18 protein-coding genes are annotated in these 21,994 nt (G+C 63.9%); 5 read left to right on the plus strand and 13 right to left on the minus strand.

Annotation, left to right across the window (positions count from 1 at the left end):
* Positions 1–4: 4 nt before the first annotated feature.
* From C5L14_RS01215 to C5L14_RS01270, 12 genes are all read right to left on the minus strand, one after another.
* Positions 5–841 (minus strand): FkbM family methyltransferase, encoded by an 837-nt coding sequence (locus tag C5L14_RS01215; protein WP_105860210.1) that lies wholly within the window; start codon positions 839–841, stop codon positions 5–7.
* Positions 838–2,064, minus strand: a complete 1,227-nt coding sequence (locus tag C5L14_RS01220) for an ABC transporter ATP-binding protein (protein ID WP_105860211.1) — start codon at positions 2,062–2,064, stop codon at positions 838–840. The genes C5L14_RS01215 and C5L14_RS01220 overlap by 4 nt, the downstream gene beginning before the upstream one ends.
* A gap of 24 nt (positions 2,065–2,088) precedes the next feature.
* Positions 2,089–2,961 carry an ABC transporter permease gene (locus tag C5L14_RS01225; RefSeq protein ID WP_181161011.1) on the minus strand — a complete coding sequence of 291 codons (873 nt, stop codon included), beginning with the start codon at positions 2,959–2,961 and terminating at the stop codon, positions 2,089–2,091.
* The gene (locus tag C5L14_RS01230) at positions 2,942–3,994 is read right to left on the minus strand and encodes a glycosyltransferase family 4 protein (RefSeq protein WP_181160962.1); all 1,053 of its coding nucleotides are present in this window, start codon (positions 3,992–3,994) and stop codon (positions 2,942–2,944) included. The genes C5L14_RS01225 and C5L14_RS01230 overlap by 20 nt, the downstream gene beginning before the upstream one ends.
* A gap of 34 nt (positions 3,995–4,028) precedes the next feature.
* A complete protein-coding gene (gene asnB, locus C5L14_RS01235) occupies positions 4,029–5,843 on the minus strand; it encodes an asparagine synthase (glutamine-hydrolyzing) (protein WP_105860632.1) in 1,815 nt (604 codons plus the stop codon).
* Positions 5,844–5,883: 40 nt separating this feature from the next.
* Complete coding sequence (locus C5L14_RS01240) at positions 5,884–6,537, minus strand: hypothetical protein (protein WP_105860214.1); 654 nt, start codon at positions 6,535–6,537, stop codon at positions 5,884–5,886.
* On the minus strand, positions 6,534–8,747 hold the full coding sequence (locus C5L14_RS01245) for a GumC family protein (RefSeq protein WP_105860215.1): 2,214 nt from the start codon (positions 8,745–8,747) through the stop codon (positions 6,534–6,536). The genes C5L14_RS01240 and C5L14_RS01245 overlap by 4 nt, the downstream gene beginning before the upstream one ends.
* Before the next feature lie 51 nt (positions 8,748–8,798).
* Positions 8,799–10,259: an O-antigen ligase family protein gene (locus tag C5L14_RS01250; RefSeq protein ID WP_105860216.1), complete on the minus strand. Its 1,461-nt coding sequence runs from the start codon at positions 10,257–10,259 to the stop codon at positions 8,799–8,801.
* Between the two features lie 89 nt (positions 10,260–10,348).
* Positions 10,349–10,888 (minus strand): transcription termination/antitermination protein NusG, encoded by a 540-nt coding sequence (gene nusG / locus C5L14_RS01255; protein WP_105860217.1) that lies wholly within the window; start codon positions 10,886–10,888, stop codon positions 10,349–10,351.
* Between the two features lie 136 nt (positions 10,889–11,024).
* Positions 11,025–11,699 (minus strand): hypothetical protein, encoded by a 675-nt coding sequence (locus tag C5L14_RS01260; protein ID WP_105860218.1) that lies wholly within the window; start codon positions 11,697–11,699, stop codon positions 11,025–11,027.
* 13 nt (positions 11,700–11,712) lie between these two features.
* A complete protein-coding gene (locus C5L14_RS01265) occupies positions 11,713–13,071 on the minus strand; it encodes an outer membrane beta-barrel protein (RefSeq protein ID WP_146126806.1) in 1,359 nt (452 codons plus the stop codon).
* A gap of 29 nt (positions 13,072–13,100) precedes the next feature.
* Positions 13,101–13,793, minus strand: a complete 693-nt coding sequence (locus C5L14_RS01270) for a polysaccharide biosynthesis/export family protein (RefSeq protein ID WP_245443157.1) — start codon at positions 13,791–13,793, stop codon at positions 13,101–13,103.
* A 67-nt stretch (positions 13,794–13,860) separates the two neighbouring features.
* Here C5L14_RS01270 and C5L14_RS01275 point away from each other — a divergent pair, with 67 nt between their 5' ends.
* From C5L14_RS01275 to C5L14_RS01290, 4 genes are all read left to right on the plus strand, one after another.
* Positions 13,861–14,682, plus strand: a complete 822-nt coding sequence (locus tag C5L14_RS01275) for a metallophosphoesterase family protein (protein ID WP_245443159.1) — start codon at positions 13,861–13,863, stop codon at positions 14,680–14,682.
* A 272-nt stretch (positions 14,683–14,954) separates the two neighbouring features.
* A complete protein-coding gene (locus C5L14_RS01280; protein WP_181160963.1) occupies positions 14,955–16,379 on the plus strand; it encodes a sugar transferase in 1,425 nt (474 codons plus the stop codon).
* A 21-nt stretch (positions 16,380–16,400) separates the two neighbouring features.
* Positions 16,401–17,660 (plus strand): glycosyltransferase family 4 protein, encoded by a 1,260-nt coding sequence (locus tag C5L14_RS01285; RefSeq protein WP_105860223.1) that lies wholly within the window; start codon positions 16,401–16,403, stop codon positions 17,658–17,660.
* A gap of 167 nt (positions 17,661–17,827) precedes the next feature.
* Entirely contained in the window at positions 17,828–20,215 is a 2,388-nt protein-coding gene (locus C5L14_RS01290) for a glucose/quinate/shikimate family membrane-bound PQQ-dependent dehydrogenase (protein ID WP_105860224.1), read from the plus strand.
* Positions 20,216–20,349: 134 nt separating this feature from the next.
* Here C5L14_RS01290 and C5L14_RS01295 read toward each other — a convergent pair whose 3' ends face one another.
* Positions 20,350–21,369, minus strand: a complete 1,020-nt coding sequence (locus tag C5L14_RS01295) for a 1-aminocyclopropane-1-carboxylate deaminase (RefSeq protein ID WP_105860225.1) — start codon at positions 21,367–21,369, stop codon at positions 20,350–20,352.
* Positions 21,370–21,506: 137 nt separating this feature from the next.
* On the opposite strand from C5L14_RS01295, the gene C5L14_RS01300 reads away from it, so the two are divergent.
* Positions 21,507–21,983, plus strand: coding sequence for an Lrp/AsnC ligand binding domain-containing protein (locus C5L14_RS01300; protein ID WP_105860226.1), 477 nt, complete (start codon positions 21,507–21,509; stop codon positions 21,981–21,983).
* The last annotated feature ends 11 nt before the right edge of the window (positions 21,984–21,994 follow it).

Raw genomic sequence — 21,994 nt, forward strand, 5'->3', positions numbered from 1 at the left:
CGCTTCAAGCCGATATCCGCCGCGCCCAAAGGTTCTCCTCCGGCACGTCCTGCTCGGGCGTGTAGGCAATACCGTCGATCGTCAGCAGTTCGTAGCCGAAATCAGAAAAATACGCTGTGAGGTGGCTGGCCGCGATCGCATAGTCAAAGCGGGAAGGAAGGTACTCGAACAGGATATGCCGCGGCCGAAGGACGGAATTGCGGAACATGTCGTCGATGATGGCAAGATCATAGCCCTCGATATCGATCTTCATCACGGCGGCGGTCGCGATATCCAAGCGGTCGGCGAGTTCAGCGATCGTGACAGCCATGGTGAGGAGGCGCCGCGTTTCATCCGGTCTTCTCGGCCTCATGGTGCCAAGCGCTCCTGCTTCCGGAAGGCCGAACTCGATGAAGCCGGTCGCATCGGCGAGCGGGGAGGTTACCGGCAAGACCCGATCCTCGACCTTGCTCAGCCGGATATTGTCGAGAAGCCGGAAGCAAACCCCGGGGTGGGGCTCGATGGCGATCACACGTCCGGCCGGTCCCACCATGCGTGCGGCGGCAATACTGTATTGGCCCACATTGGCGCCGAGGTCGATCACCGTTTCCCCGCTCCCGATGAGGGATTGAAACAGAGCCAGGCTTTTGGGTTCGTAGGAGCCGTGCAGGAACATGGCATGCTGCACATAGTCGACGAGATCCAGCTTGAACGTTCCGAAGGCAAAGCGGGCGACGACATGGCGAAAGGGCCGGCTGGCGCGCAGCCAGTCGTAAAGCCGAAGCTTCATCGGATGGTCCGGCATGTGCCAGTAGCGGCGCAGAAGCCGGGCGTGCAGCGGTAGGGATGATGCCGCGGTCATTCCTGCCTTTCAAAGGTGATCGGGACGGCGACGCATCCGCGTTCATAGGATTGCTGAAAATCGAAGCCCGCCCCGCCTGGATCGGATTGCACGACATCGAAGCATAGGGGCACGGACAGGCGATGAAATTCTTCGACCCAGGGCTTGGACAGCCACAGGTGAAGCTCATAGCTTCCCCGCGCCAACGGCAAGGCCCCAATCCCCAGCATCAAGCGATTGGTGCCGGGATAGATGTCGAATTCCTGGCCGTGCATAGGGGCCGTCGATGAATAGATCAGCTTGCGCCCCAGTCCGTCGTGGATTTCGACCTCGATCGCGGCGCGCCGTCGATCCGGGGACTGGATCATGCAGGTCACGGCAAGCTTCTCGCCGAACAGGATCTGGTTGGTGGCCAAGGTTGCGCTGGCAATATGCGGTCCCGAGGGAGGCTTGTCTTCGACCACCACACCATCGTCGCCCCGGAAAAGACCGGAATAATGCGCGATGGTGTCCGCGGCGGCGCCGTGGTGGAGAATGCGTCCGCCGTCCAGCAGGATGGCATTCTGGCACAAGGCGCCGATCGCGCTGAGATTGTGGCTGACCAGCAAGACGGTTCGGCCCTGGCCGGCGATCTCGTTCATCTTGCCCAGGCACTTCTTCTGGAATTCCGCATCGCCGACGGCAAGGACCTCGTCCACGATCAGGATTTCCGGCTCGAGATGGGCCGCGACGGCGAAGGCCAGGCGCGTATACATCCCGCTGGAATAGTGTTTGATCGGCGTATCGATGAATTTCTCTACCTCCGAAAAGGCGACGATTCGATCGAATTTGCGGGCCACCTCGCTGCTCGTCATGCCGATGATGGCCCCGTTCAGCCGGATGTTCTCCCGCCCCGTCAACTCAGGATGAAAGCCGGTGCCAACCTCCAGGAGGCTGGCAATCCGGCCTCTCACTTCGATACGGCCCGCCGTCGGCGCCGTGATGCGCGAGAGAATCTTGAGGAGCGTGGATTTTCCGGCCCCGTTCCGTCCGATGATCCCCATCACTTCGCCGGGATGGACGTCGAACGAGACGTCGGAGAGCGCGAGGAAGCGATCGTCCCTGGGGGCGGGCCTTGCCGAGGGGCGAAAACGCCCGGTGACGGCGCCGGCCAGTGCCTCGCGAAAGGTACGCAGGGACGGATTGTGGCCGCCTCTGACATATTCCTTGCTGACCCCGAGGGCCCGGATGCTCGGCGCGCTCACCGCGGGCGGACTCCCCGTTCGTCCTCAGAGGATATCCGCAAAGCGCCTCTCCACCCGTTCAAAATACCACACGCCGAGGACAAACAGCCCGGCCGACAGGAGCAGCGAAAGGCTGATCGACAGCCAATCGAAGGGGTGCCCGAGAAACGCCGAGCGAAAACCTTCCACCAGCCCGGCCATGGGGTTGAGGAACAAGAGCCAGCGCCAGGGTTCGGGCACCAGGCTGGCCGGATAGACAACCGGGGTAGCGAACATCCAGAACTGCAGCAGGAAGGGCACGACAAAGCGGAAATCGCGATAGGTTGCCGTGAGGGCTGAAAGCCCGATGCCGACGCCGAGCGCGCAAAGGATGGTCCCGGCCATCAGCAGAGGGGCCGCGAGAAGATTGATGCTCCAGCCCACGCCATAGACCAGCATCATCACCAGCAATATGGCGGTCGTGACCAGGAAGTCGACCAGGCCTGCTCCCGTGGACGCGAGCGGGATGATCAGGCGCGGGAAATAGACCTTGCTGATGAGGTTGACGGAACCGATCAGCGATCCGGCTGCCGCGGCGAGGGCATTGGAGAAGAAGACCCAGGGCAGAAGGCCGGCATAGACGAAAATCGGATAGGGCGAGCCATCGGTAGGGATATTGGCGAGATGGCCGAACAGCACCGAGAAGATCAGCATCAGCAAAACGGGCTGGATGATCGCCCAGGCGAAGCCCAGCACGGTCTGCTTGTAGCGGACCTTGATATCGCGCTCCGTCAGCACCCACGCGAGGTCACGATAGCGCCAGATCTCGTAAAGGTCGGCAAAGCCCCACAGCCGGTCCGGGCCGATGATCGTGACCGCCGGCGGCGGCTCCGGCCGGGGCCGGTCGGCTCCGACTGGATCAGAATCGGCTCGAAACAAGATGGTCGACCTGTGCGGCGAAATGGGAGAAGGCAAAGCGGCTGGCGCGCTCCGGCGTGGGCCTGCCTCGATCGAGGCTGGCGATGATCGCTTCGGCGAGGGCATGGGGTGCGTCGGGGTCGATGAGGGTGCCCAGTTTTCCGTCCGCCAGGGCATCGGTGCTGCCGTCCCCTCTGGCCGCGACGACCGGCAGTCCCGTGGCGGCCGCCTCCAGAAAGACGATACCGAACCCCTCTCCGGTGCTGGGCATGGCGAAGACATCGGCCAGGCGATAGATATCCGGCAGTTGGGCCTGTGAAACCGGCCCGGTGAAGCGGATGAGGTCCGATACCCCCAGCCGCTGCCCGACCCGGGCGAGGCGGTCGCGGTCATCACCGTCGCCGGCGATGAGGTAGAGTATCTCCGGATAACGGCTTCTGATCCGAGGCAGGGCCTCGATGACGCGGTCATGGCCCTTGTAGCGTTCCTGCGAGGACAGGCGGCCCACGGTGAGGATCACCCTGCGCCCCTGTGTACCCAGGCGATCGGCAAGTGCGGCAGGCGGCGTGCCGGGCGAGAAGCGCTCGTCGACGGTGTTCGGCAGGACCCGCACGCACTCGGCTTCGCAGTCGAGCCAGGCCAAGGCGCGGCTTCGGGTCGCCCGGCTGACGGCGGTGATCAGACGGGCCCGCCGCGCAGCCTGCCGGATGGCGAGGTTCGGCCGGGCCCAGCTCTCAATGCCGTGCAGCTGCAGCCAGAGCGGCATGCGAGCCAGCCTGGAAAGCGCGGCCGCAAGCGGCGCCATGAAGAGGTGGCCGCAGAAGATCAGATCGTAGCGACGTGAAAGCGCCTGCTTGCAGGCAGCTACGCTGTAGCTGCCTCGGTCGGGGTGCGGCGCCAGCTGAACGAGACGGGCGGGCAGTCCTGCGGCGGCGTCATTGGCCCACCGGGGCAGCACCACGACATCCCCGACCGTGACGCTTCCGGCCAGAGCGGTGAGAAAATCCTGATTGTAGCGGGCAATGCCGCCGGCCATGCCCCAGCCGTCGGTCAACAGGACCAATATCCTCAGAGGCCGCGAAGCCATGTCAGGCGAACTGGCGGTGGACAAGGCGGCTCCAGTCTCGGGCCCAGCCGTGCCGGTGGGGCTTGCGCGGGGCGGGCGCTGAACCAAAGGAGGGCACCGGCATCCACTCGGCGATCGGCAGGGCGAAACCGGTCTTGGGACGGTCGAGAACGGCCTGCGGCAGGGGCTGTGCCGGCGACCGGGCGAGAGCCGTTTTGCCGGCGATGCCCCGCAGATCGAGCCGGGCCGAACGCTCGAGCACTTCGCTGTCGACCAGGGGCGTCCTGATCTCGACCGAATGCGCCATGCCGGCCCAATCGGCGTCGCGGAGCAATTGGTTGCGCAGATAGAGGCTCGACTCCAGTGTGGCGATACGGGCGAAGGGCTCCCTCGGGCGTCCGTGCAGCTGGGCCTTGATCAGCTTCAAGGGCTGGAGGCGGCGCAGGCCCGCCTCGATGGTGTCGCGGTCGAGGACCTCGCCGAGCTCCCAGGGCAAATAAAGCCCGCGCTTGAGGAGATAGGCACCCGCATAGGATCCGCCATATTCGGGCAGGCCGGCGAGCTTGGGATGAAGGCGCAACCGCTCGGAGAGGGGTTTGCCGAGCCGGCGCAGGCCTTTGCCGAGCAGCGGGATGCGCGAAGGCAGCTGCAAGGTTCTCACCCAGCGGGGAATGTCCCGGAAGGACGGGTAGCCGCCGAGAAGCTCGTCGCCGCCCAGTCCCGACAACACCGCCTTCAGGCCGAGCTCACGGGCCGTCTTGGCGGCAAACCAGGTATTGAGGCCATCGATGCTGGGCTGGTCCATGGCCTCGAAGAAATGCGGCAGATCGGCCTCGAATTCGCTTCTGGTGATCATGCGCGTGACGTGGCGCGTACCATAGAAGCGGGCGATCTGCGCGGCCGCAGACGTTTCGTCCGCCGGCGTGTCGGCGAATTCCTCGAATCCGATGGTGATCGTTTTGATCTGCCGGGCACCGGCATCGCGCATGAGGCCGACAAGGGCAGCGGAATCGACACCGGCCGACAGGAAGGCGCCGACCTCGACATCCCCGGCCAGATGGTGCCGCACCGAGTCCAGGGCAATATCGGCAAAGGCTGCGGGACCGTCGCGCCTCTTGCGCGGATCGCGCGCCGCCGTGTCATAGACGGACGCCACCCGATGATAGCCGCGCGGCACCCGTGCGCCGGCACGATCGACCAGCATTGTCGAGCCCGCCGGCAGGGCCCGAACCTCGCGGAAGCAGGTAAAGGGTTCGGGCACGCTGCCGAACAAATAGAAGCCGACATCGCCGGCCGGATCCCGGTCGCGGGAGACTCCGCCTCCAGAAATCAGGGTCTTGACCTGGCTGGCGAAGCGGAACACCCAGCCGTCATCGCTGTAATAGAGCGGCTTGATGCCGTAGGGATCGCGCGCCAGAAACAAGGTATGGGCGAGCGTATCGTAGATGGCGAAGGCGAACATGCCGCGCAGCCGTGTGACCATCGCCCCGCCGCAGCGGGCGTAGAGCTGCAGCAGCACTTCGGTGTCGGACCGGGTCCTAAATTCGGCGCCTTCTTTCAGCAGGGCTTCGCGCAAGGCGAGGTGATTGTAGATCTCCCCGTTGAAGACGATGACGTGGCGGCCATCGGCGCTCGCCATCGGCTGCAAGGCGCGATCCGCGAGGTCGATGATCGCCAGGCGGCGATGGGCCAGACCCAGGCGCTCCGAGGGATCGAACCATTCGCCGCTGGCGTCGGGTCCGCGCCGTGCCATGTGACGGCTCATCGCGCTCAGCTCAGGGCGGCTGATGGCGTTGGCCGCATAATGATAGGCGAAGATGCCTGCCACGCCGCACATCAGGCAGGCAACCATGGGCTGGTGTGGGCGGCAGCGTTCATCATGGAGCCGACCCCTCGGGCTGGGCCGGGCCGGCCGGGCCAAGACCGAGATCGTCGAGCCTTGCCTGGTCCATGCCGTCTGCCTGGCGCAGCAGCGGTGCGAGTTCGCTGCGCATGGCGGGGGCTGTCGACAGCGTCAGGCGCATGACCAGCTTGTCCGAAGTCTCCAGGCGCTCCCAGCCGCCGGCGATGTCCTGCGCTGTGCGACGGCGAAGGTCGCCGGGAAGCGCGGTCCACAGCGGCAGAGCGAAGAGGGCGCGGCTCGCCATCAGGACAGATTCATTCGGTCCCGTCAGGGCCGACATGCGCAGGGCCTTGACGACCTCTACCATGCCTTCTCCGGCGGCGAGCCGGGCAGCGGCCAGGTCGAGCCAGGCGCTGCTCGACAAGGGCCGGCGCGTCAGCAGCCGGATATCGGCCTTGATCGTGTCCGAGGATTGGCCCTGCGCGATGGCGGATTGCAGGCTTGCCTCCGCCAGGGCGCCCGTTTCCAGTATCGCGGCAAAGGGTCTGAGAGGAGTTATGTCGCCACTTTCTCCAGCCTCGCGCTCGGCGAGCGCAAAGCCGAGCACCGGCACCGAGCGCCAGACGGCAAAGCCGGCCACGGCCATGCAGAGGACAGCCGTGCCGATCCGCGCAAGCCGAGCGCTCATTTTTCGTAATATTTCCGGTAGTAGCGGCTGCCATAATAGTAGCCATAGGCAAAGCGGCCATATTTCTTGGCCTTGTCGTCCATGATGTGATTGAAAACGATGCCGGCCACCTTCTTCTGGCCGGCAATCTGGCGTAGCGATTGCTGCACCATTTCGCGGGCCGTCGCGGCCCAGCGCACGATATAGATCACCTTGTCGACGAGGTTGGACACGATCACCGGGTCGATCACCGGTCCCATCGGCGGCGTATCCACGATTACCACGTCAAACCGGCTGCGCACCTTTGCCATCAGCGCCTTCATGCGCTCGGAGGCCAGGAGATCGGGCTGGTTCTTGCTCTCACCGCCCGCACATAGCGCCCAGATCCGGAACTTCTCGCTGTAGAAGAGCGCCTGTTCGAGTTCGATCTCGCCCAGCAGGCATTCGATCAGACCGGGCCCCCGCTCGGTTCTCAGCTGCGCGGAGGCCGAGGGGTGGCGCAGGTCGCAATCGATGAAGAGCACATTCTGACCGGACTGGGCCGCAGAGGTCGCCATCATCAGGGCGATCGTGGTCTTGCCTTCGCCCGGCAGGGTCGACGTTACCTGCACCACCTTGGGCGGGCTGTCGACGTCGCTCATCTGCACGGCGCTGCGCAGGGAACGGATGGCCTCCGAGCTGCGCGCCAGAGGCATTCGCAGGGGATATTCGGGCAGGCTGAGGAGGCGGCCGTTTTCGTCCTTGGTGCGCGGCGAGAAGCGGGAGATCGAGGCGAGCAGCGGCATTTCAAGCAATGTCTCGATCTCGCGCGGCGTGGTGAAGCCGGCATTCAGCGCCTCCTTCAGATAGGCCGCGCCGATGCCGACGATCAGCCCGAGAATGAGCGAGGTCAGGATGATCTGCGTGCGCTTCGGGGAAGAGGGAACGCCGGGCGCCACGGCGGGCGTGATGATCCGCGCATCGCGTGCCTCGAAGGTCGACTGCTCCTGTGTGAGGCGTGCGCGCTGCAGGAAATCCTCGAACAGGCTCTTGTTGACGGCGGCGGTGCGCTCGAGCTCGCGCAGGCTGATCGTCTTGGAGGCGTCGAGGTCGGATTGGCCGGAGGCCTCCTTCAAGGCCTGCTCGGCCGCCTCCTGGCGGGCCAGGGCCAGATTGTAGTTGTTCCTGACATCGCTGGCGATCTGGCGCAGGGTGTTGGCGATGCTGCGGCGGACATCCGACAATTGCGCCCTGACATTGACGACCTGGGGATGGGCCCCGGTGTAGCGGGCCAGGAGATCCGCCTCCTGGCGGGACAGGTCGTTTTCCTGCCGCCGAAGATCCGCCAGCACGCCGGAACTGGCCGCCTCGGGCAAGGCGTCGAGCTTGCCGCGTTCGGCCTGGATCTTGTTCAGGAGATCCAGATGCGACTTTCTCTCGGCCGTATCGGCGCGTGCCGCCACCAGCCGGCCGTTCAATTGCGTGAGCTGCTCCTGGTTGAGCGTCGCGCCGGGCACGGCCTGCGCGAGGTTGTTGTCGGCCCGGAACTTGGTCACCGCTTCCTCGGAAAGGCGCAATTGCTGGCGTAGCTCCACCAGCCGGTCGTTCAGCCAGTTCGAAGCGCGCTTGGCCGCCTCGAAGCGGGCGTCGAGTTTGTCGACGACATAGGCATCGGCAATCGCATTGGCCAGTTGCATGGCCTTGGCCGGGCTATCGGAGGTGTAGGAAACGTTGATTACATAGGCCTGGCCGGCCCGCGAAATCGTCACCGCATTCTTGAGGTCTTCCACCGCGGCGACCATGGCCGGCGACATGGCGTCGTCGGCATCCCCGGCAGGAGCCGGTGATGGCAATGGCGGGGAGCCGGCACTGTCCCGGGACGATCGGGCGGCCTCGCCGCTGCCATTGAGCAGGCCCTCCTTGAGTACCACGCGCTTGAGCAGGACCGTGGAGCGCATCACGGCGATCTCGCTCTCGACCACGGAGAGATCGAGGGCGGTGTCTGTATAGATGGAATCCGGACCGGCGGCCTTTTCCTTGCGGGGATCGAGCAGCAACTGGGTGGTGGCTGTGTAGAGGGGCGTCTGCCTGGCGATGTAGATCGCCCCCAGCAGCGCAGCCAGGATGGTCCAGGCCAGGATGAAGGCCCATTGGCGCCAGACGAAGTTGACGGTGTCGCGGATATCGAAACCGCCGCCCTGGGCTTCGCCGTCGTCCAATCCGCGCAACCTCGTGTCGAGACGGTTCAACATCTGGCGCAGCTCCGATCGTGATCAGGGATCCATCTGCAGGTCATGGCAGCGCTAATCCGACAGGTTCACGCCGGAACTGGCCCATTGGGACACGCCGGCTCCGAGCAAGGCCATGAAGGTCAGGGAGATCGCCTGGATCTGCAGGCTGAAATCGACGAGCGCATGCACGCCCAGCAATATGCCGGCACCGATGGCGCAGACCAGCGGAGCCCTATGCCGGCGCCTGCGCAAAGTGCCGGTCACGCACAGTCCGAGCAGCCATGCCACCAAGGCTATCAACATGGTTCCGAATGCCAAGCCAAGCCCTTGTAAAGCCTCGAGATAAGTATTGTGGGCCTTGTCCCATGCACCGGTCGTCGATATGGATTGATCGCGATAGACCGGAAAAATGTCGGTGAAGGTGCCGTAACCGAAACCCGTCAGGGGAGCATCCCATAGGGAACGGACCATGATGCCGTTGACGGCCGCTCGGCTCGTATCGGTCAGGCCGGAAGCCGCGATGCGCCCGAAAACGATGTCGCCCATGAAGGCGACCGCGGCCCCAAGAGCCAGCAGGGGCAGGAGGAGCATAGAAATCCGCTGGAGGACGGATCCGTCAAATCGCGCGAACGACAGGGCCAGCACGCAGGCAAGACCGGCCGCCGTGGCGATGACACCGCCGCGCGAACCGCTCGCCATGAGCGCGCCGAGCGCAAGCAATCCCGCGCCGATCTCCGCCCAATGGAACCGGGCGGGCAGGCCGAGGAAACGGTCCGGCCGGTGAGCGCCGGGCGTGGACGCAGCCCCGGCCCTCAGCGCCCTCAGCCACAGGGTCACTGCGATGATGACGCCGATGCCGGCATAGGCTGCCAGGCTGTTGCGGTTGATGAAGGTCGATCGCACCAGGCCGGGCGCGGGACCGTCGAGATAGGGAATTCTCGAAGCCTCGAAACCCGCAAGGTAGAGCCCCAACCCTGCATAGGCTGCGATGATGGCCATGATCGCATAGAGCAGCAGATGCGCTCGGGGAGCGGAGCGGCAAAGCTGGAGCGCCAGCCAGAACACGCTGGCATCCGTGATCAGGCGCAGGAGCCCGAGCGCGCTCGCACCGGGAACGACGCTGATCGTGCCGGGAACGGGTTCGCCCAACGCCTGCGACGCCAAAGGCCAGATGGGATGAACCAATATTGGCGGCATCCAGGGGGAAATCTGCAGCAGGATCCAGCCGGCAACACATGTGAAGAGACCTATGGGCACGAGGAGGTGGCGTGCGGCGATTTGATGCGGCCGGTTCAGGACGATCCGGCTGAGTTCGTAAGCGATGACCAGCCCGGGGAACAGGATGCCGTTTACCCCCCAGGCCAGCATCCGGTTACTGCCGAGCCAGGCCGGAACCCAGGCAAGGCCGAGGATGAGAGCCGCCAGGAGAAGTCGCTCGATCAAGCCTGCCGCCGTTCTCGCGCCGGCAGGAGAGGTCGGGCGTTCATCTGCAAGCGTGCCGCTCGCCAATTCCGCCTGCCCCGATCTCGACATTGTCCGTTCTTGCCATGCTACCGCCGTTAGGGTGAAACGGCGTCTCACCCTTTTTCCGACATCTGATGGCCGGCATGAGCCGGCCAGCGTCAAACCGCCTCCAGCGCTCGCCTGGGCAGAGTGATCTCTACGGCCCGGCCCATGATCTCCAGCAGCACGCGGGCACGTTCATTGGGATCGAGGCGCATCAACGGGCCGATGCTTTCGGTAAACGGACCCAGCGTCACGCGAACGGTCTGCCCTTGGGCAAGATCGCGATCGAGCCGCGCAATGCCCTCGGCATCGACATAGGTCAGGATGGATTCGACCACGCCATCGGGTACCGGGAGCGGCAGGCTGGAGCCCATCACCACCTGCACCACGCCGATGGTGCCGTTGATCGAGCGCCAGCGTTCGCGTTCCAGATCGAGACGCACGAACAGATAGCCGGGAAAGAGAGCGTTCATCGCGGTCCGGCGCCTGCGCGCATGCAGGACGGTGCGAAGCGTGCGAGGCAGGAAGACCTCGAATCCCTGGGCTTCCAGATTGAAGCGCGCGGTTTCCTCCGAGCGGGCGCGTGTCTGCACGACATACCAGCGCTGCCCGTTTGCATTGACCCGGCGCAAGCAGGACTGGGACCGCCTCACCATGGCGTTCGGCTCAGGAGAGTGTTCGGAACCGGGGCCGCGATCGGGGCGCCGGGAATAGCAAGCGCGTCGGTGACGAGCGCATGGTTGTTGGACAACATGACCTCAAGCTCGCGGAAAAGAAGGGGGCTGGCAACCATCAATTTCGACTTATCGGCAGGTTGGAGGGGGCGGAAAGGGTCCAGCCCGCAGCGTTGTGAGGGCTTTGATAGACGGGCGCAAAACAGCCTCTGGGACGGCCCGAGGGCGTGGCAAGTGTTGCGAATTGCTGGCGGGCAAGCGCCGTCAGGAGGGAGGTGAGCGCGAGGTCGGCGCATTGCATCGCCGCCCTGACCGGCATGCCGCAGCTCGGTGAATATGGTTTGAGCCCGACCTTCTCCGGCGTGCAATCCTTGCGCACGGCATGAGGGGTCGTTGAATGCAGGCCGCGCAGCATCATGATCTTCTGCAGCCTGTCCATGCATCCCGCCCGGCACTGCGGACTGGAGTCCGCCAGTTCGTCGAAGGCGCGCAGCAAGCCGCGGGCGATCGCCGCCATTTGCTCGGGATTGGAGCGGTTGGCTAGGGCGACCAGTGCGAAAGCCTGCTCAGGCTGGTTGACGGCCGTTCGATAGGCGGATTCCTCCAGGGTCTGTCCGCCATGCGGATAGGCCGAAAGCAGCCTGAGCATCTCCGGCGACAGGTTTTCCCGGGCCTGCTCGCAGCCAAGCGGGTCGGCTTCGGGCGCACAGGGCGACACCCGGGTCGATTGCGCCTGGGCAGCCGCGACAAGCCACAGGCAGGTAAGAATTGGCAGCGTGAGCCTCGCCAGCATGGTTGAGGGCTCCCTAGTAATGATAAGTCAATCCGGCTGAGACGACGTTCTGGCTGAACGCACTGGTGGAATTGGGACGGACCGCCTGCCTGTATTTTGAGGTCGAATGGTTGAACTGATATTCCAGGGTCAAGGCCATATTGCGCCATAGATCATAGCGAATTCCGGCGCCGGCGGACCAGACCTGTGTTTGGGTGAGATTGGATGCGGCGCTGTAGCGCGTGTGGCCATAGCCGCCCTGGACATAGGCGGACCAGAGCTGGGACAGCGCGTAGTCGACCTGGATGCGGGACTGGAATGTCCGGCCCGAGGCCGATTGCGTGGCCGACGAGACGTTGCCGTTGCCCGTGGGCAGCAGAACGGGGGTCTGCGAGAAGGAGAGCGACTGATCGACCGAAGCGGCAATGGTGATGTATTGGGTCGGATAGTATGAAATTCGGCCGCCGAACGCCGGCTGGTTCGTCGAACCGGAAATGCGGCGAGATCCGCTGCGGGCCTGATAACCCACATAGATTTCGCCGCGCACGAGCCGGATGAGCTCCGAGCCGAGGCCTGTCGTCACGTGGTAGACGGAGTCGCCCTTGACGTTCCGGTCATATCGATGGAAATCGGCGCCGCCCTCGACGAAGGCGTAGATCTGCGGGGTCAGCATGGTGGTGGCGCGAAGCGCCATATAGTAATCCGTGCCGTTGAACGGCATGGGGAAGCCGCTCTTTGCCGCGGCCTTGTCATCGGGGCGATCGAAGCTGGCATAGATGACGCCGCCGGACAGGCGGATGGAGGTTTGATCGGTTATTCTCTTTTCGACCGCGACACCGGCCTCATAGGTGTTGGTGAAAATCGAGGAATCGGTAAGTACGGCGCCCGGCCGCTGCCAGGTCTGGTAGGGCGATGACCAGAAGCCCGGGCTGAACATGCCGTTGGCGCGGGTGAAATCGCCGTGAAGCCTGATGGTAAGATCCGGCAGGGGCGAATAGGTCCATGCCCCCCCGGCCTTGGCGGTGATGCGGCTGCTGTCCTGATGCGACGGGTAAAGCTGGAAATCACCATTGGCATAGACCGCGAGGCGATGAATTGCGTCTTCCCATGCCGCGTCCAGGCGGGGCTGGATCTGCAACCCCAGAGATGATCGGCGTTGTCGGTCCTGGCCGTCGATATTGTCGTTGTAGACCGCGCCGAGGAACAGGGAGGGGTAGACCAGCCAGCCGCCGAAGGGCAGTCCTTCGACGAAACTTGGGCTGGCGCTGATGCCCAGGGTTTCGGCCGTAGCCTGGCTGGGGGTGGCGTCGAGCGCCGATGCAGGCTGCAGGCCGAAGCCCGGGATGAGCGTCGTCACCGATGCCAGGAAAATCAGTGACGATATGCGCAGCATGAACACCCCGGGCTCTCAGGTTCGAGCGGCTAGAAGTAGCGCATGGGGACGCGAATAAGATCGCCCGGCAGAACGGGAATATTGGATGAAATCGGGTATTTCTTGAAGCCGCTTTCGCCGACATGCTGAATATCGATATTGGAGGTGCTGGCCCTGTAGGTCGTACCGCCGGCCACGGCCAGAGCACTCACGATATTCAGGCCGCTCTTATAATCGTATTCCCCGGGCTTGTTGACCTCTCCCAGAATATAGAAGGGCCTGAAACTGGCGAGGTCCACGGTGACCTTCGGGTCGCGCAGATACTCGCCGCTGAATTTGACAGCGAGGGTCTTTTCCATCTGCTGTTTGCTCAGTCCCGCCGCCTTCACCGTGCCGGCGAGCGGCAGGGAAACGAAGCCGGCCGGATCGACCTGATATTCTCCGGTGAGACGGTCTTCTCCGAAGACCGTGACCCTGATCTTGTCCCCGGCCTGGATATTCGGAGCTGCGACCGCTGCTTTCTGGATAAGGGCTTCCTGGTCGGCTTTCGAGGCGACGCCGACCGTGTCGTTTGCACACGATGCCAGTAGCAGACAGGAGACCAGAACGAGTGCCGAAAAAGGTCTCGACTGAATACCCATACGCGACACTCGCAACCCCTCGCGCCTGAGATCGAACACGTAGACGCCGTAAAGATAGGCGCAAGCGTATTTTTTTGTCCAATAATTTCTCTCACTAGCCATATACTTTAGTTAGTTTCTTTAATTAACAAATTCGATCGAATTAACAAATTCGCGCTATCGATAAAGAATGGTGTTGATAGTTCAAGCATCCAACAAAATTGTTTACACCTTTTGCTTATATCTCGTGTTGGTTATAGTTCACGGCGTCGACGAGGGTGCTGGCGAGGAAGAAGGCGTGCCGGAAATGTCGCCTGGAATGAGAATTTACGCCGTCGGCGACATTCATGGGCGGCGGGATCTGCTGTTGCGCATGGAGCGGCGGATTTTGGCCGATCTCGATCAGGAGACCGCCGAACCTCTCGTGATTTTCCTGGGAGATTATGTCGACCGAGGCCCTGACTCGGCTGGCGTGATCGAGCATTTGTCCTCGAGCCGGTTCGGCCCCCCCTTCAAGGCCCTGCGTGGCAATCACGAGGATCTGCTTCTGTCCTTTCTCGACGACCCCTCGGTTCTCGATCGCTGGCGCGGGTTGGGCGGCTTGGAAACGCTTCACTCCTACGGGGTCGACGTCAGCGAAGCCTTGCGCGGGCGCGGCTATCGTCAGGCCCGCGAGCAATTCGCCGAAAAACTGCCTGCCTCTCACCGGCGGTTCGTGGAAGACACGGTCCTCAGCCATACATGCGGCGATTATTTCTTCTGCCATGCCGGGGTGAAGCCGCATGTCGGTCTCGATCGCCAGGCAAGGGAAGACCTGCTGTGGATCCGGGACGAGTTCCTGGAATTCGAGGGTAGCTTCGGCAAAGTCGTGGTGCACGGCCATTCGCCGGTATCCGTGCCGGAAATGCGCGCCAATCGGATCAATGTCGATACCGGCGCCTTTGCAACCTCGCATCTCACCGCCGTCGTGTTGGAAAGGGCGGGCCGCCGCTTCCTGAGTGTCACGCCATGAGGAATGGCGGGACTAAACACCCCGGTTCATGTTTGCAGGGCCGCAAACCAGGGACACCGGGCGGAGGCAGCGATGTTTCATCGGAATTGCCTCAGAACTGCCTGTCGTATTTGTGGGGTGGCGGCATGGCTTCGTTGCGGTCATATCTATTGCCGGTCTGCAAGGAACGTTGAATGCGATCTCGTATCCCTACGTCATACAGTCCACGTAAGTTACGCCTATCGTTTTTTGACGTGATGTGGGTGATCGCTGCGCCGATATTGACGCTGGCATTGCGGGATATTGACCTTCTCGCCTGGCCGAACATGCCCTTCGATCTGCCGGGCCCGTATCTGTTCGTTTTCGTTACGATCGCATTCGCAGTCCCGGCCCTGCTCATCTGCCGTGCCGCGGACGCCATCCAGAACACTTTTTCGGTTCCCGATCTCTACGCGATCGGCGCGGTGATAGCGTTGACGATCGGCGCCAGCGGCCTGGTGCTCTTCGTGCTCACGCGGCTCGATGGCATACCGCGCTCGACGCCGATCATCTACTCGCTTGTCCTGGGAGCGGGCCTGGTGGGAGGGCGGGCCTTCTCGAGGCTGGTGTCCCACGAGCGCGCCAGGGTCAGTGCCAAACGCAACATCACCGATCTTCGCAAGGTCATCCTCATCGGCACGGACCAGTTCGCCTTGCTGGTGATCAAGCTGATCGAAAGTCAATCACCGGTCACCACGCAGATCATGTCGGTCCTCGACGAGGGGCCGGCCGCGACAGGGCGGTCGCTCAATGGTGTCCGCGTGGCCGGGCGCGTGGGCGATCTCGGGCGGATCATCGACGAATACGCTCTGCACGGCGTGACCATCGATGCGGTGTGGCTGTCCATGGAGCCCGGCCAGCTGGAGTGCGCCAGCCTCCGGTTCGTCACGGAAGAATGTCATCGCCGAGGCATTGCGCTCAAGAGCGTCGCGCAGGCGCTCGAACTCCTGCCCAAGGGTCTGCCAGGGGCACAGGCCCTGCCGATGGGTGCAGCCCGGGATGAGCAGGCGCAACCCGCGGCCGCGTTGCGACGCTATTTCGGCGTGAAGCGCTGCATCGACATCCTCGCCTCGATCGTTCTCATGGTGCTGCTGGCGCCCGTCTGGCTGCTGGTGGCACTTCTCGTGCTCTTCGACGTGGGGCGCCCCCTGCATTTCTGGCAGCAGCGGATGGGACGGGGCGGCCGGCATTTCTTCATCTACAAGTTCCGGACCTATCACGCGCCCTACGACGCCAACGGGCACGTCGTTCCCGGGCCCGAGCGTCTGTCGCCGATCGGGCGGTTCATCCGCAAGATGAGGCTCGACGAGATCCCGCAATTGCTGAATGTCCTGACGGGCGAGATGTCCTTGATCGGTCCGCGTCCGCTCCTGCCGGCAGACCAGCCGGCCAATCCCGGGCTCCGCCTGGCCGTGCGGCCCGGCATCAGCGGCTGGGCCCAGGTCAATGGCGGCAATCTCGTGACCCGCGAGGAGAAGGATGCTCTCGACGAATATTACATCGACAACGCATCCCTTGCCCTGGACATCAAGATCACCGTCATGACCGTGATGTTCGTGTTTGGCGGCGAGCGCAGAGGAAGCGCCGCGCTCCGCCGCGCCATGGCCGCGCGCAGGGGCAGAAAGGCTCTGGCGCGGAGCTTGGCGGAGCAACACACTCCCCCGAATTACCGACGTTGATCGGAACGGCAGCGCTCCCGCATGGCTTCGAAACAGCGCCGCGTCCTCCTGGTCAATCGCTATTTCCACCCCGATACGTCCGCGACCAGCCAGATCGCGTCGGATCTGGCCGCCTTCCTGGCCGGGCAGGGCTGGGAGGTCGTCGCCATCACCGGTGCTGGCCGGTATGACGAACCCACCCGCAGGCTGGACTCCGAGGCGGTCCTGCCCGGCGTTTCGATCCACCGCGTCGGTCCCCTGACGGAGGCCGGCCCGTCGCTGCTGCGGCGCGCTGCGGCTGCGCTCGCCGTGCATGCGGCCCTGGCCTTCGAGGTCTGGCGGCGCTCGCGGGCCGGCGATCTCGTCGTGGTCAAGACCGATCCGCCGCTGCTGAGCGTTTCCCTGCTGCCGGTCGTCCTGGCGAGGCGTCTCAGGCAGGTCAACTGGCTGCAGGACATCTATCCGGAGGTTGCGGCAGAGCTTGGCGTAAAGGCGGGCAGGGGCCTGCTCGGGGGCGTTCTGCGCAGCCTGCGGAACGCCAGTCTCCGCCATGCCGTCATGAATGTGGCGGTCGGCGACGGGATGAAGACGAAGGTCGCGGGGTTCGGCGTGCCGGCCTCCAGGATCGCCACGATCTGCAACTGGTGCGATGACCGGCGCATCCAACCGGCCGACGCCGAACCCAACCGCCTGCGCCGTGACTGGGGGCTGCAGGACAAGTTCGTGATCGGCTATTCGGGCAATCTGGGCCGGGCGCATGAGATCGACACGCTCATCGGCGCCGCCCGCCTGCTCCGGGACGAGCCCGGCATCGCGTTCCTGTTCATCGGGAACGGTTATCTGATTCCCTGTCTCAAGCGGGCCGTCGCCGACCAGGGGCTGGAGACGATGTTCCGGTTCCGACCCTATCAGGACGCCGGCACATTGCCGCAGTCCCTGACGGTGCCGGATATTCACTGGCTCTCGCTCAATCCCCGCCTGGAAGGCCTGATCGTGCCGAGCAAGTTCTACGGTATCGCCGCGGCCGGCAAGCCGATGATTGCGGTCATGGCGCGGGACGGTGAGATATCGAGCCTGATCCGCCGGTCCGATTGCGGGGCTGTCGTCGCCCCCGGAGACAGCGTGGGCTTTGCCACGATCGTCCGTGAATGGCGCAGCCGGCCCGACCTCTTGGCGGAGAAGGGCCGCAACGCGCGTGCCCTGATCGATAGTGGGCTCGACCGACTTTCCAGCCTGCACGGCTGGCAGGAGCTGTTGCTGTCCGTTGAAGGCCCGGCGAAAAGCCGAGCGCCACGGCCATAGATGAGCGGCGCGGTGCGATTGCCCCGCACCTTCGAGTTGGGAGCTGCCGTACCCAATTGTCAATGTGACTTAACAATACCCGCGCCGCGGGCTGTTGCCTCGCCCGCTCGGGCCATGCTAGTCCTTCGTAGGGGGATACGACATCTTTCACCAGACTGGATAGCGCAATGCACCAGAGTCGTAGCCTTTTTCTTACCATTACTTGGATTGTCTTTGCGATAATCGGTCTGGCCCTCGGCGGTGGAGGAATCTGGCTGCTGCTGCTGGGCGGCTCCCCCTACTATGTCGTCGCCGGACTTTTGATGCTGGTGACGGCCTTTCTGCTCGCCCGGCGACATTCTTCCGCGCTGGTCGTCTATGCCGTGCTTCTGCTCGGCACGCTCATCTGGGCGGTATGGGAATCCGGCTTCGATTTCTGGCTGCTGGCGCCGAGGGGCGACATCCTCGCCCCGCTCGGCCTGTGGCTGCTTCTGCCCTTCGTCACCCGCCCCCTGCGCTCGCCGGCGACCGGCGAGCTGAGCCTGGCGGCTCGCATGCCGCTCATCGTCGCGCTGCTCGCCTGCGCCGGTGTCCTCGGCTATTCGCTCACGCAGGATCCCCAGAGCCTTGCCGGCAATCTGCCGCCGGCCGCTTCACCCGCCCCGGTCGCAGCCGACGCCGCCAACCTGCCCGAGGGCGACTGGCCGGCCTATGGCCGCACTCAGTTCGGCAATCGCTATTCACCGCTGGCCCAGATCACGCCGCAAAACGTCTCGCAGCTGAAAGTGGCCTGGACCTTTCGCACCGGCGATCTCAAGGGGCCGAACGATCCCGTCGAGCTGACCAATCAGGTCACGCCGATCAAGGTCAAGGACACGCTCTATCTGTGCTCGCCCCATCAGATCCTGTTCGCGCTCGACGCGGCCACCGGCAAGCAGAAATGGAAGTTCGATCCCAAGATCGCCTATGACAAGACCTACCAGCACATGACCTGCCGCGGGGTCTCCTATTTCGAGACCAGGGCCGATGCCCGCACCTCCGACGGCAATCCCCCGCCGGCGGAATGTCCGACGCGCATCTTCCTGCCGACCAATGACGGAAGGCTTTTGGCGGTCGACGCCCAGACGGGCACGCCCTGCGCACAATTCGGCAAGAACGGTTCGATCGACCTGATGGAAGGCATGGGCGTCACCCAGCGTGGTTTCTACTATGTGACCTCGCCGCCCGTGGTGACCGACAAGATCGTGATGGTCACGGGTTCGGTGATCGACAATTACTCCGCCACCGTGCCATCAGGCGTGTTCCGCGGCTTCGACGTGCATACCGGCAAGCTGGTCTGGGCCTTCGATGCCGGCAATGACGATCCAAACCAGATGCCGTCGGCGACGCATAAATTCGTCGACGCCTCGCCCAATTCCTGGATCGTGTCGTCCTACGATCCCAAGCTGAACCTGGTCTATATCCCGACCGGCGTGCAGACGCCGGATATCTGGGGCGGCAATCGGACACCGGCGAGCGAGCGCTACGCCTCCTCCATCGTCGCGCTCAACGCCGATACCGGCAAGCTCGCCTGGTCCTACCAGACGGTCCACCACGATCTGTGGGACATGGACGTGCCGGCCCAGCCGAGCCTCGTCGACCTCGCCAGGCCCGATGGCAGCACGGTGCCCGCCCTCTACGCGCCGACCAAGACCGGCAATATCTTCGTGCTCGACAGGCGGGACGGCAAGCCGATCGTCCCGGCCCCTGAAAAGCCGGTACCGCAGGGTGCCGCCCCGGGCGACTGGGTCTCGCCGACGCAACCCTTCTCCGAGCTCACCTTCCGTCCCGAAAAGAAGCTGACCGATGCGGACATGTGGGGCGCGACCATGTTCGACCAGCTCGCCTGCCGGATCATCTTCAAGCGGCTGCGCTATGAAGGGACCTTCACGCCGCCTTCGCTGCAGGGCACGCTGGTCTTTCCCGGCAATCTGGGCACCTTCGAATGGGGCGGCATCGCCGTCGATCCGGTACGCCAGGTCGCGATCGCCAACCCGATCTACCTGCCTTTCGTGTCCAAGCTGATCCCGCGGGGACCGAACAACCCGGCGGCGCCGGATGCCAGCCTGCCCTCGGGAACGGAGCAGGGCGTGCAGCCGCAGTTCGGGGTGCCCTTCGGCGTGACGATCAATCCCTTGCTGTCGCCCATCGGCTTTCCCTGCAAGCAGCCGTCCTGGGGCTTCATCGCCGGTATCGACCTGAAGACCAACAAGATCACGTGGATGCACCGCAACGGCACCATCCGCGACGTCTCGCCGATTCCGCTGCCCCTGAAGATCGGCATGCCGGGGCTCGGCGGCCCCATCGTCACGGGCGGCGGCGTGGCCTTCATGACCTATACGATGGACAATTATATCCGCGCCTATGACGTCACCACCGGCAGCCAGCTCTGGGAGGACCGCCTGCCGGCCGGCGGGCAGTCCACGCCGATGAGCTATGAGATCGGCGGCAAGCAATATGTCGTCACCATGGCCGGCGGCCACGGCTCGTTCGGCACCACGATGGGAGACTATCTGATCGCCTACAGCCTGCCATGATGCCGGTGGAACCCTGAACCCGTCAGGGCGGTGATCCCGCTGTCCTGCGCCATAGCCGTGAAAGGGTGCGCGGTGCCACCGCCCCGCGCTTCCAAATTACGGGCTGGCGGGAGCCCCGGAAAGGGCGGCCCACGTCAGCCTTCGCGATAGTAGTAGCTGTAGCCGTTCAAGGCAGGCGCACCGCCGAGATGGGCATAGAGCACGCGCGAGCCTTCGGGGAAGAAGCCCTTGCGCGTCAGGTCGATCAGTCCCTGCATCGACTTGCCCTCATAGACCGGGTCGGTGATCATCGCCTCGGTGCGGGCGGCGAGGCGGATTGCCTCGTTGGTTTCGTCCGACGGCACGCCATAGGCCGGATAGGCATAGTCCGGGTTGATGACGATCTCGTGCTCGCCGATCTTGCGGCCGAGGCCGACCAGTTCCGCGGTATTGTCGACGATGGAGCGCACCTGTGCCCGCGTTTGCTCGAGAGTGCCCGAAGCATCGATGCCGATCACCCGATCCGCGCGCCCCTGCGCGGCAAAGCCGACGATCATGCCGCCCTGGGTCGAGCCGGTGACGACGCAGACCACGACATAGTCGAAGCTGAATCCCAGCTCCGCCTCCTGCTTGGCGACCTCCTCGGCAAAGCCGACATAGCCCAAGGCGCCGAACTTGTGCACCGACGCGCCGGCCGGAATCGGATAGGGCTTGCCGCCGGCCGCCTCGACCGACTGGATCGCATCCTGCCAGCTCTTGCGGATGCCGATGTCGAAGCCATCGTCGACGAGCCGGGAATCCGCGCCCATCAGCCGGGTCATCAGGATGTTGCCGACGCGGTCATAGACGGCGTCGTAATGCGGCACCCATTTTTCCTGGATGACGACGCATTTCATGCCGATCTTGGCCGCTGTCGCGGCCACCATGCGGGTGTGGTTGGACTGAACGCCGCCGATCGACACCAGCGTATCGGCACCCGAGGCGATGGCGTCCGGCACGATATATTCGAGCTTCCTGAGCTTGTTGCCGCCCATGGCAAGGCCGGAGTTGCAGTCATCGCGCTTGGCATAGATCTGGACCTTGCCGCCAAGGGCCTGGGTGAGACGCGGCAGGTGCTCGATCGGGGTTGGACCGAAGGTGAGCGGATAGCGCTCGAATTTTTCGAGAAGGGACATTGAACGGGCTCCATGAGACGGAACGGAGCCTAGTCGAAAAGCCCTGGAGGGGGCTTTCGAATTTGGCCTTCATCTTTTACGAAAGATCGAACCGAGCTCCTGTTCGGATGCCATTTGCTCCATCGAGAAGGGATAAAATGAAAGAACCTTCCATCTCCGATCTCGATCGCATCGATATCAACATCTTGCGGGCACTCCATGCCGATGGCCGGCTGAGCAATGCCGAACTCGCCGCGCGGGTGAATGTCAGCCCGGCCACCTGCCACAGGCGCACGCAACGCCTGTTCGACGAAGGTTTCATCACCGGTGTTCGTGCGGAGGTCGCTCCCACCTCCGTGGCTCTCGGCGCTCTCGTAATGGTCGGCGTGGTGCTCGACCGTTCGACGCCCGAGAGCTTTGCGGCCTTCGAGGGCGCGGTTCTCAAGCTCAAGGAGGTTCTGGACTGCAACCTGGTTGCAGGCGATTTCGATTATCTGTTGAAAATTCGTGTCCGCGACATGGCGGATTTCAACAAGCTGCACGGGCAAAAACTGATCGCATTGCCGGGCGTCAGGCAGACACGCACCTTCTTCGTCATGAAGCAGGTCAAGGACAATGCACGCCTGCCGTTCTGACGGCAGGGCTT

The sequence above is a fragment of the Labrys okinawensis genome (genome assembly GCF_002982075.1).
Taxonomy (GTDB): domain Bacteria; phylum Pseudomonadota; class Alphaproteobacteria; order Rhizobiales; family Labraceae; genus Labrys; species Labrys okinawensis_A.

What these genes read in the sequence shown, in the direction of transcription:
- C5L14_RS01215 (WP_105860210.1), bottom strand. Translation starts at nt 841, where the DNA reads ATGACCGCGGCATCATCCCTACCGCTGCACGCCCGGCTTCTGCGCCGC.
- asnB (WP_105860632.1), bottom strand. Translation starts at nt 5,843, where the DNA reads ATGTGCGGCGTGGCAGGCATCTTCGCCTATCATTATGCGGCCAACGCC.
- C5L14_RS01240 (WP_105860214.1), bottom strand. Translation starts at nt 6,537, where the DNA reads ATGAGCGCTCGGCTTGCGCGGATCGGCACGGCTGTCCTCTGCATGGCC.
- C5L14_RS01245 (WP_105860215.1), bottom strand. Translation starts at nt 8,747, where the DNA reads ATGTTGAACCGTCTCGACACGAGGTTGCGCGGATTGGACGACGGCGAA.
- C5L14_RS01250 (WP_105860216.1), bottom strand. Translation starts at nt 10,259, where the DNA reads ATGTCGAGATCGGGGCAGGCGGAATTGGCGAGCGGCACGCTTGCAGAT.
- nusG (WP_105860217.1), bottom strand. Translation starts at nt 10,888, where the DNA reads ATGGTGAGGCGGTCCCAGTCCTGCTTGCGCCGGGTCAATGCAAACGGG.
- C5L14_RS01260 (WP_105860218.1), bottom strand. Translation starts at nt 11,699, where the DNA reads ATGCTGGCGAGGCTCACGCTGCCAATTCTTACCTGCCTGTGGCTTGTC.
- C5L14_RS01265 (WP_146126806.1), bottom strand. Translation starts at nt 13,071, where the DNA reads ATGCTGCGCATATCGTCACTGATTTTCCTGGCATCGGTGACGACGCTC.
- C5L14_RS01270 (WP_245443157.1), bottom strand. Translation starts at nt 13,793, where the DNA reads ATGGCTAGTGAGAGAAATTATTGGACAAAAAAATACGCTTGCGCCTAT.
- C5L14_RS01275 (WP_245443159.1), top strand. Translation starts at nt 13,861, where the DNA reads ATGGTGTTGATAGTTCAAGCATCCAACAAAATTGTTTACACCTTTTGC.
- C5L14_RS01285 (WP_105860223.1), top strand. Translation starts at nt 16,401, where the DNA reads ATGGCTTCGAAACAGCGCCGCGTCCTCCTGGTCAATCGCTATTTCCAC.
- C5L14_RS01290 (WP_105860224.1), top strand. Translation starts at nt 17,828, where the DNA reads ATGCACCAGAGTCGTAGCCTTTTTCTTACCATTACTTGGATTGTCTTT.
- C5L14_RS01295 (WP_105860225.1), bottom strand. Translation starts at nt 21,369, where the DNA reads ATGTCCCTTCTCGAAAAATTCGAGCGCTATCCGCTCACCTTCGGTCCA.
- C5L14_RS01300 (WP_105860226.1), top strand. Translation starts at nt 21,507, where the DNA reads ATGAAAGAACCTTCCATCTCCGATCTCGATCGCATCGATATCAACATC.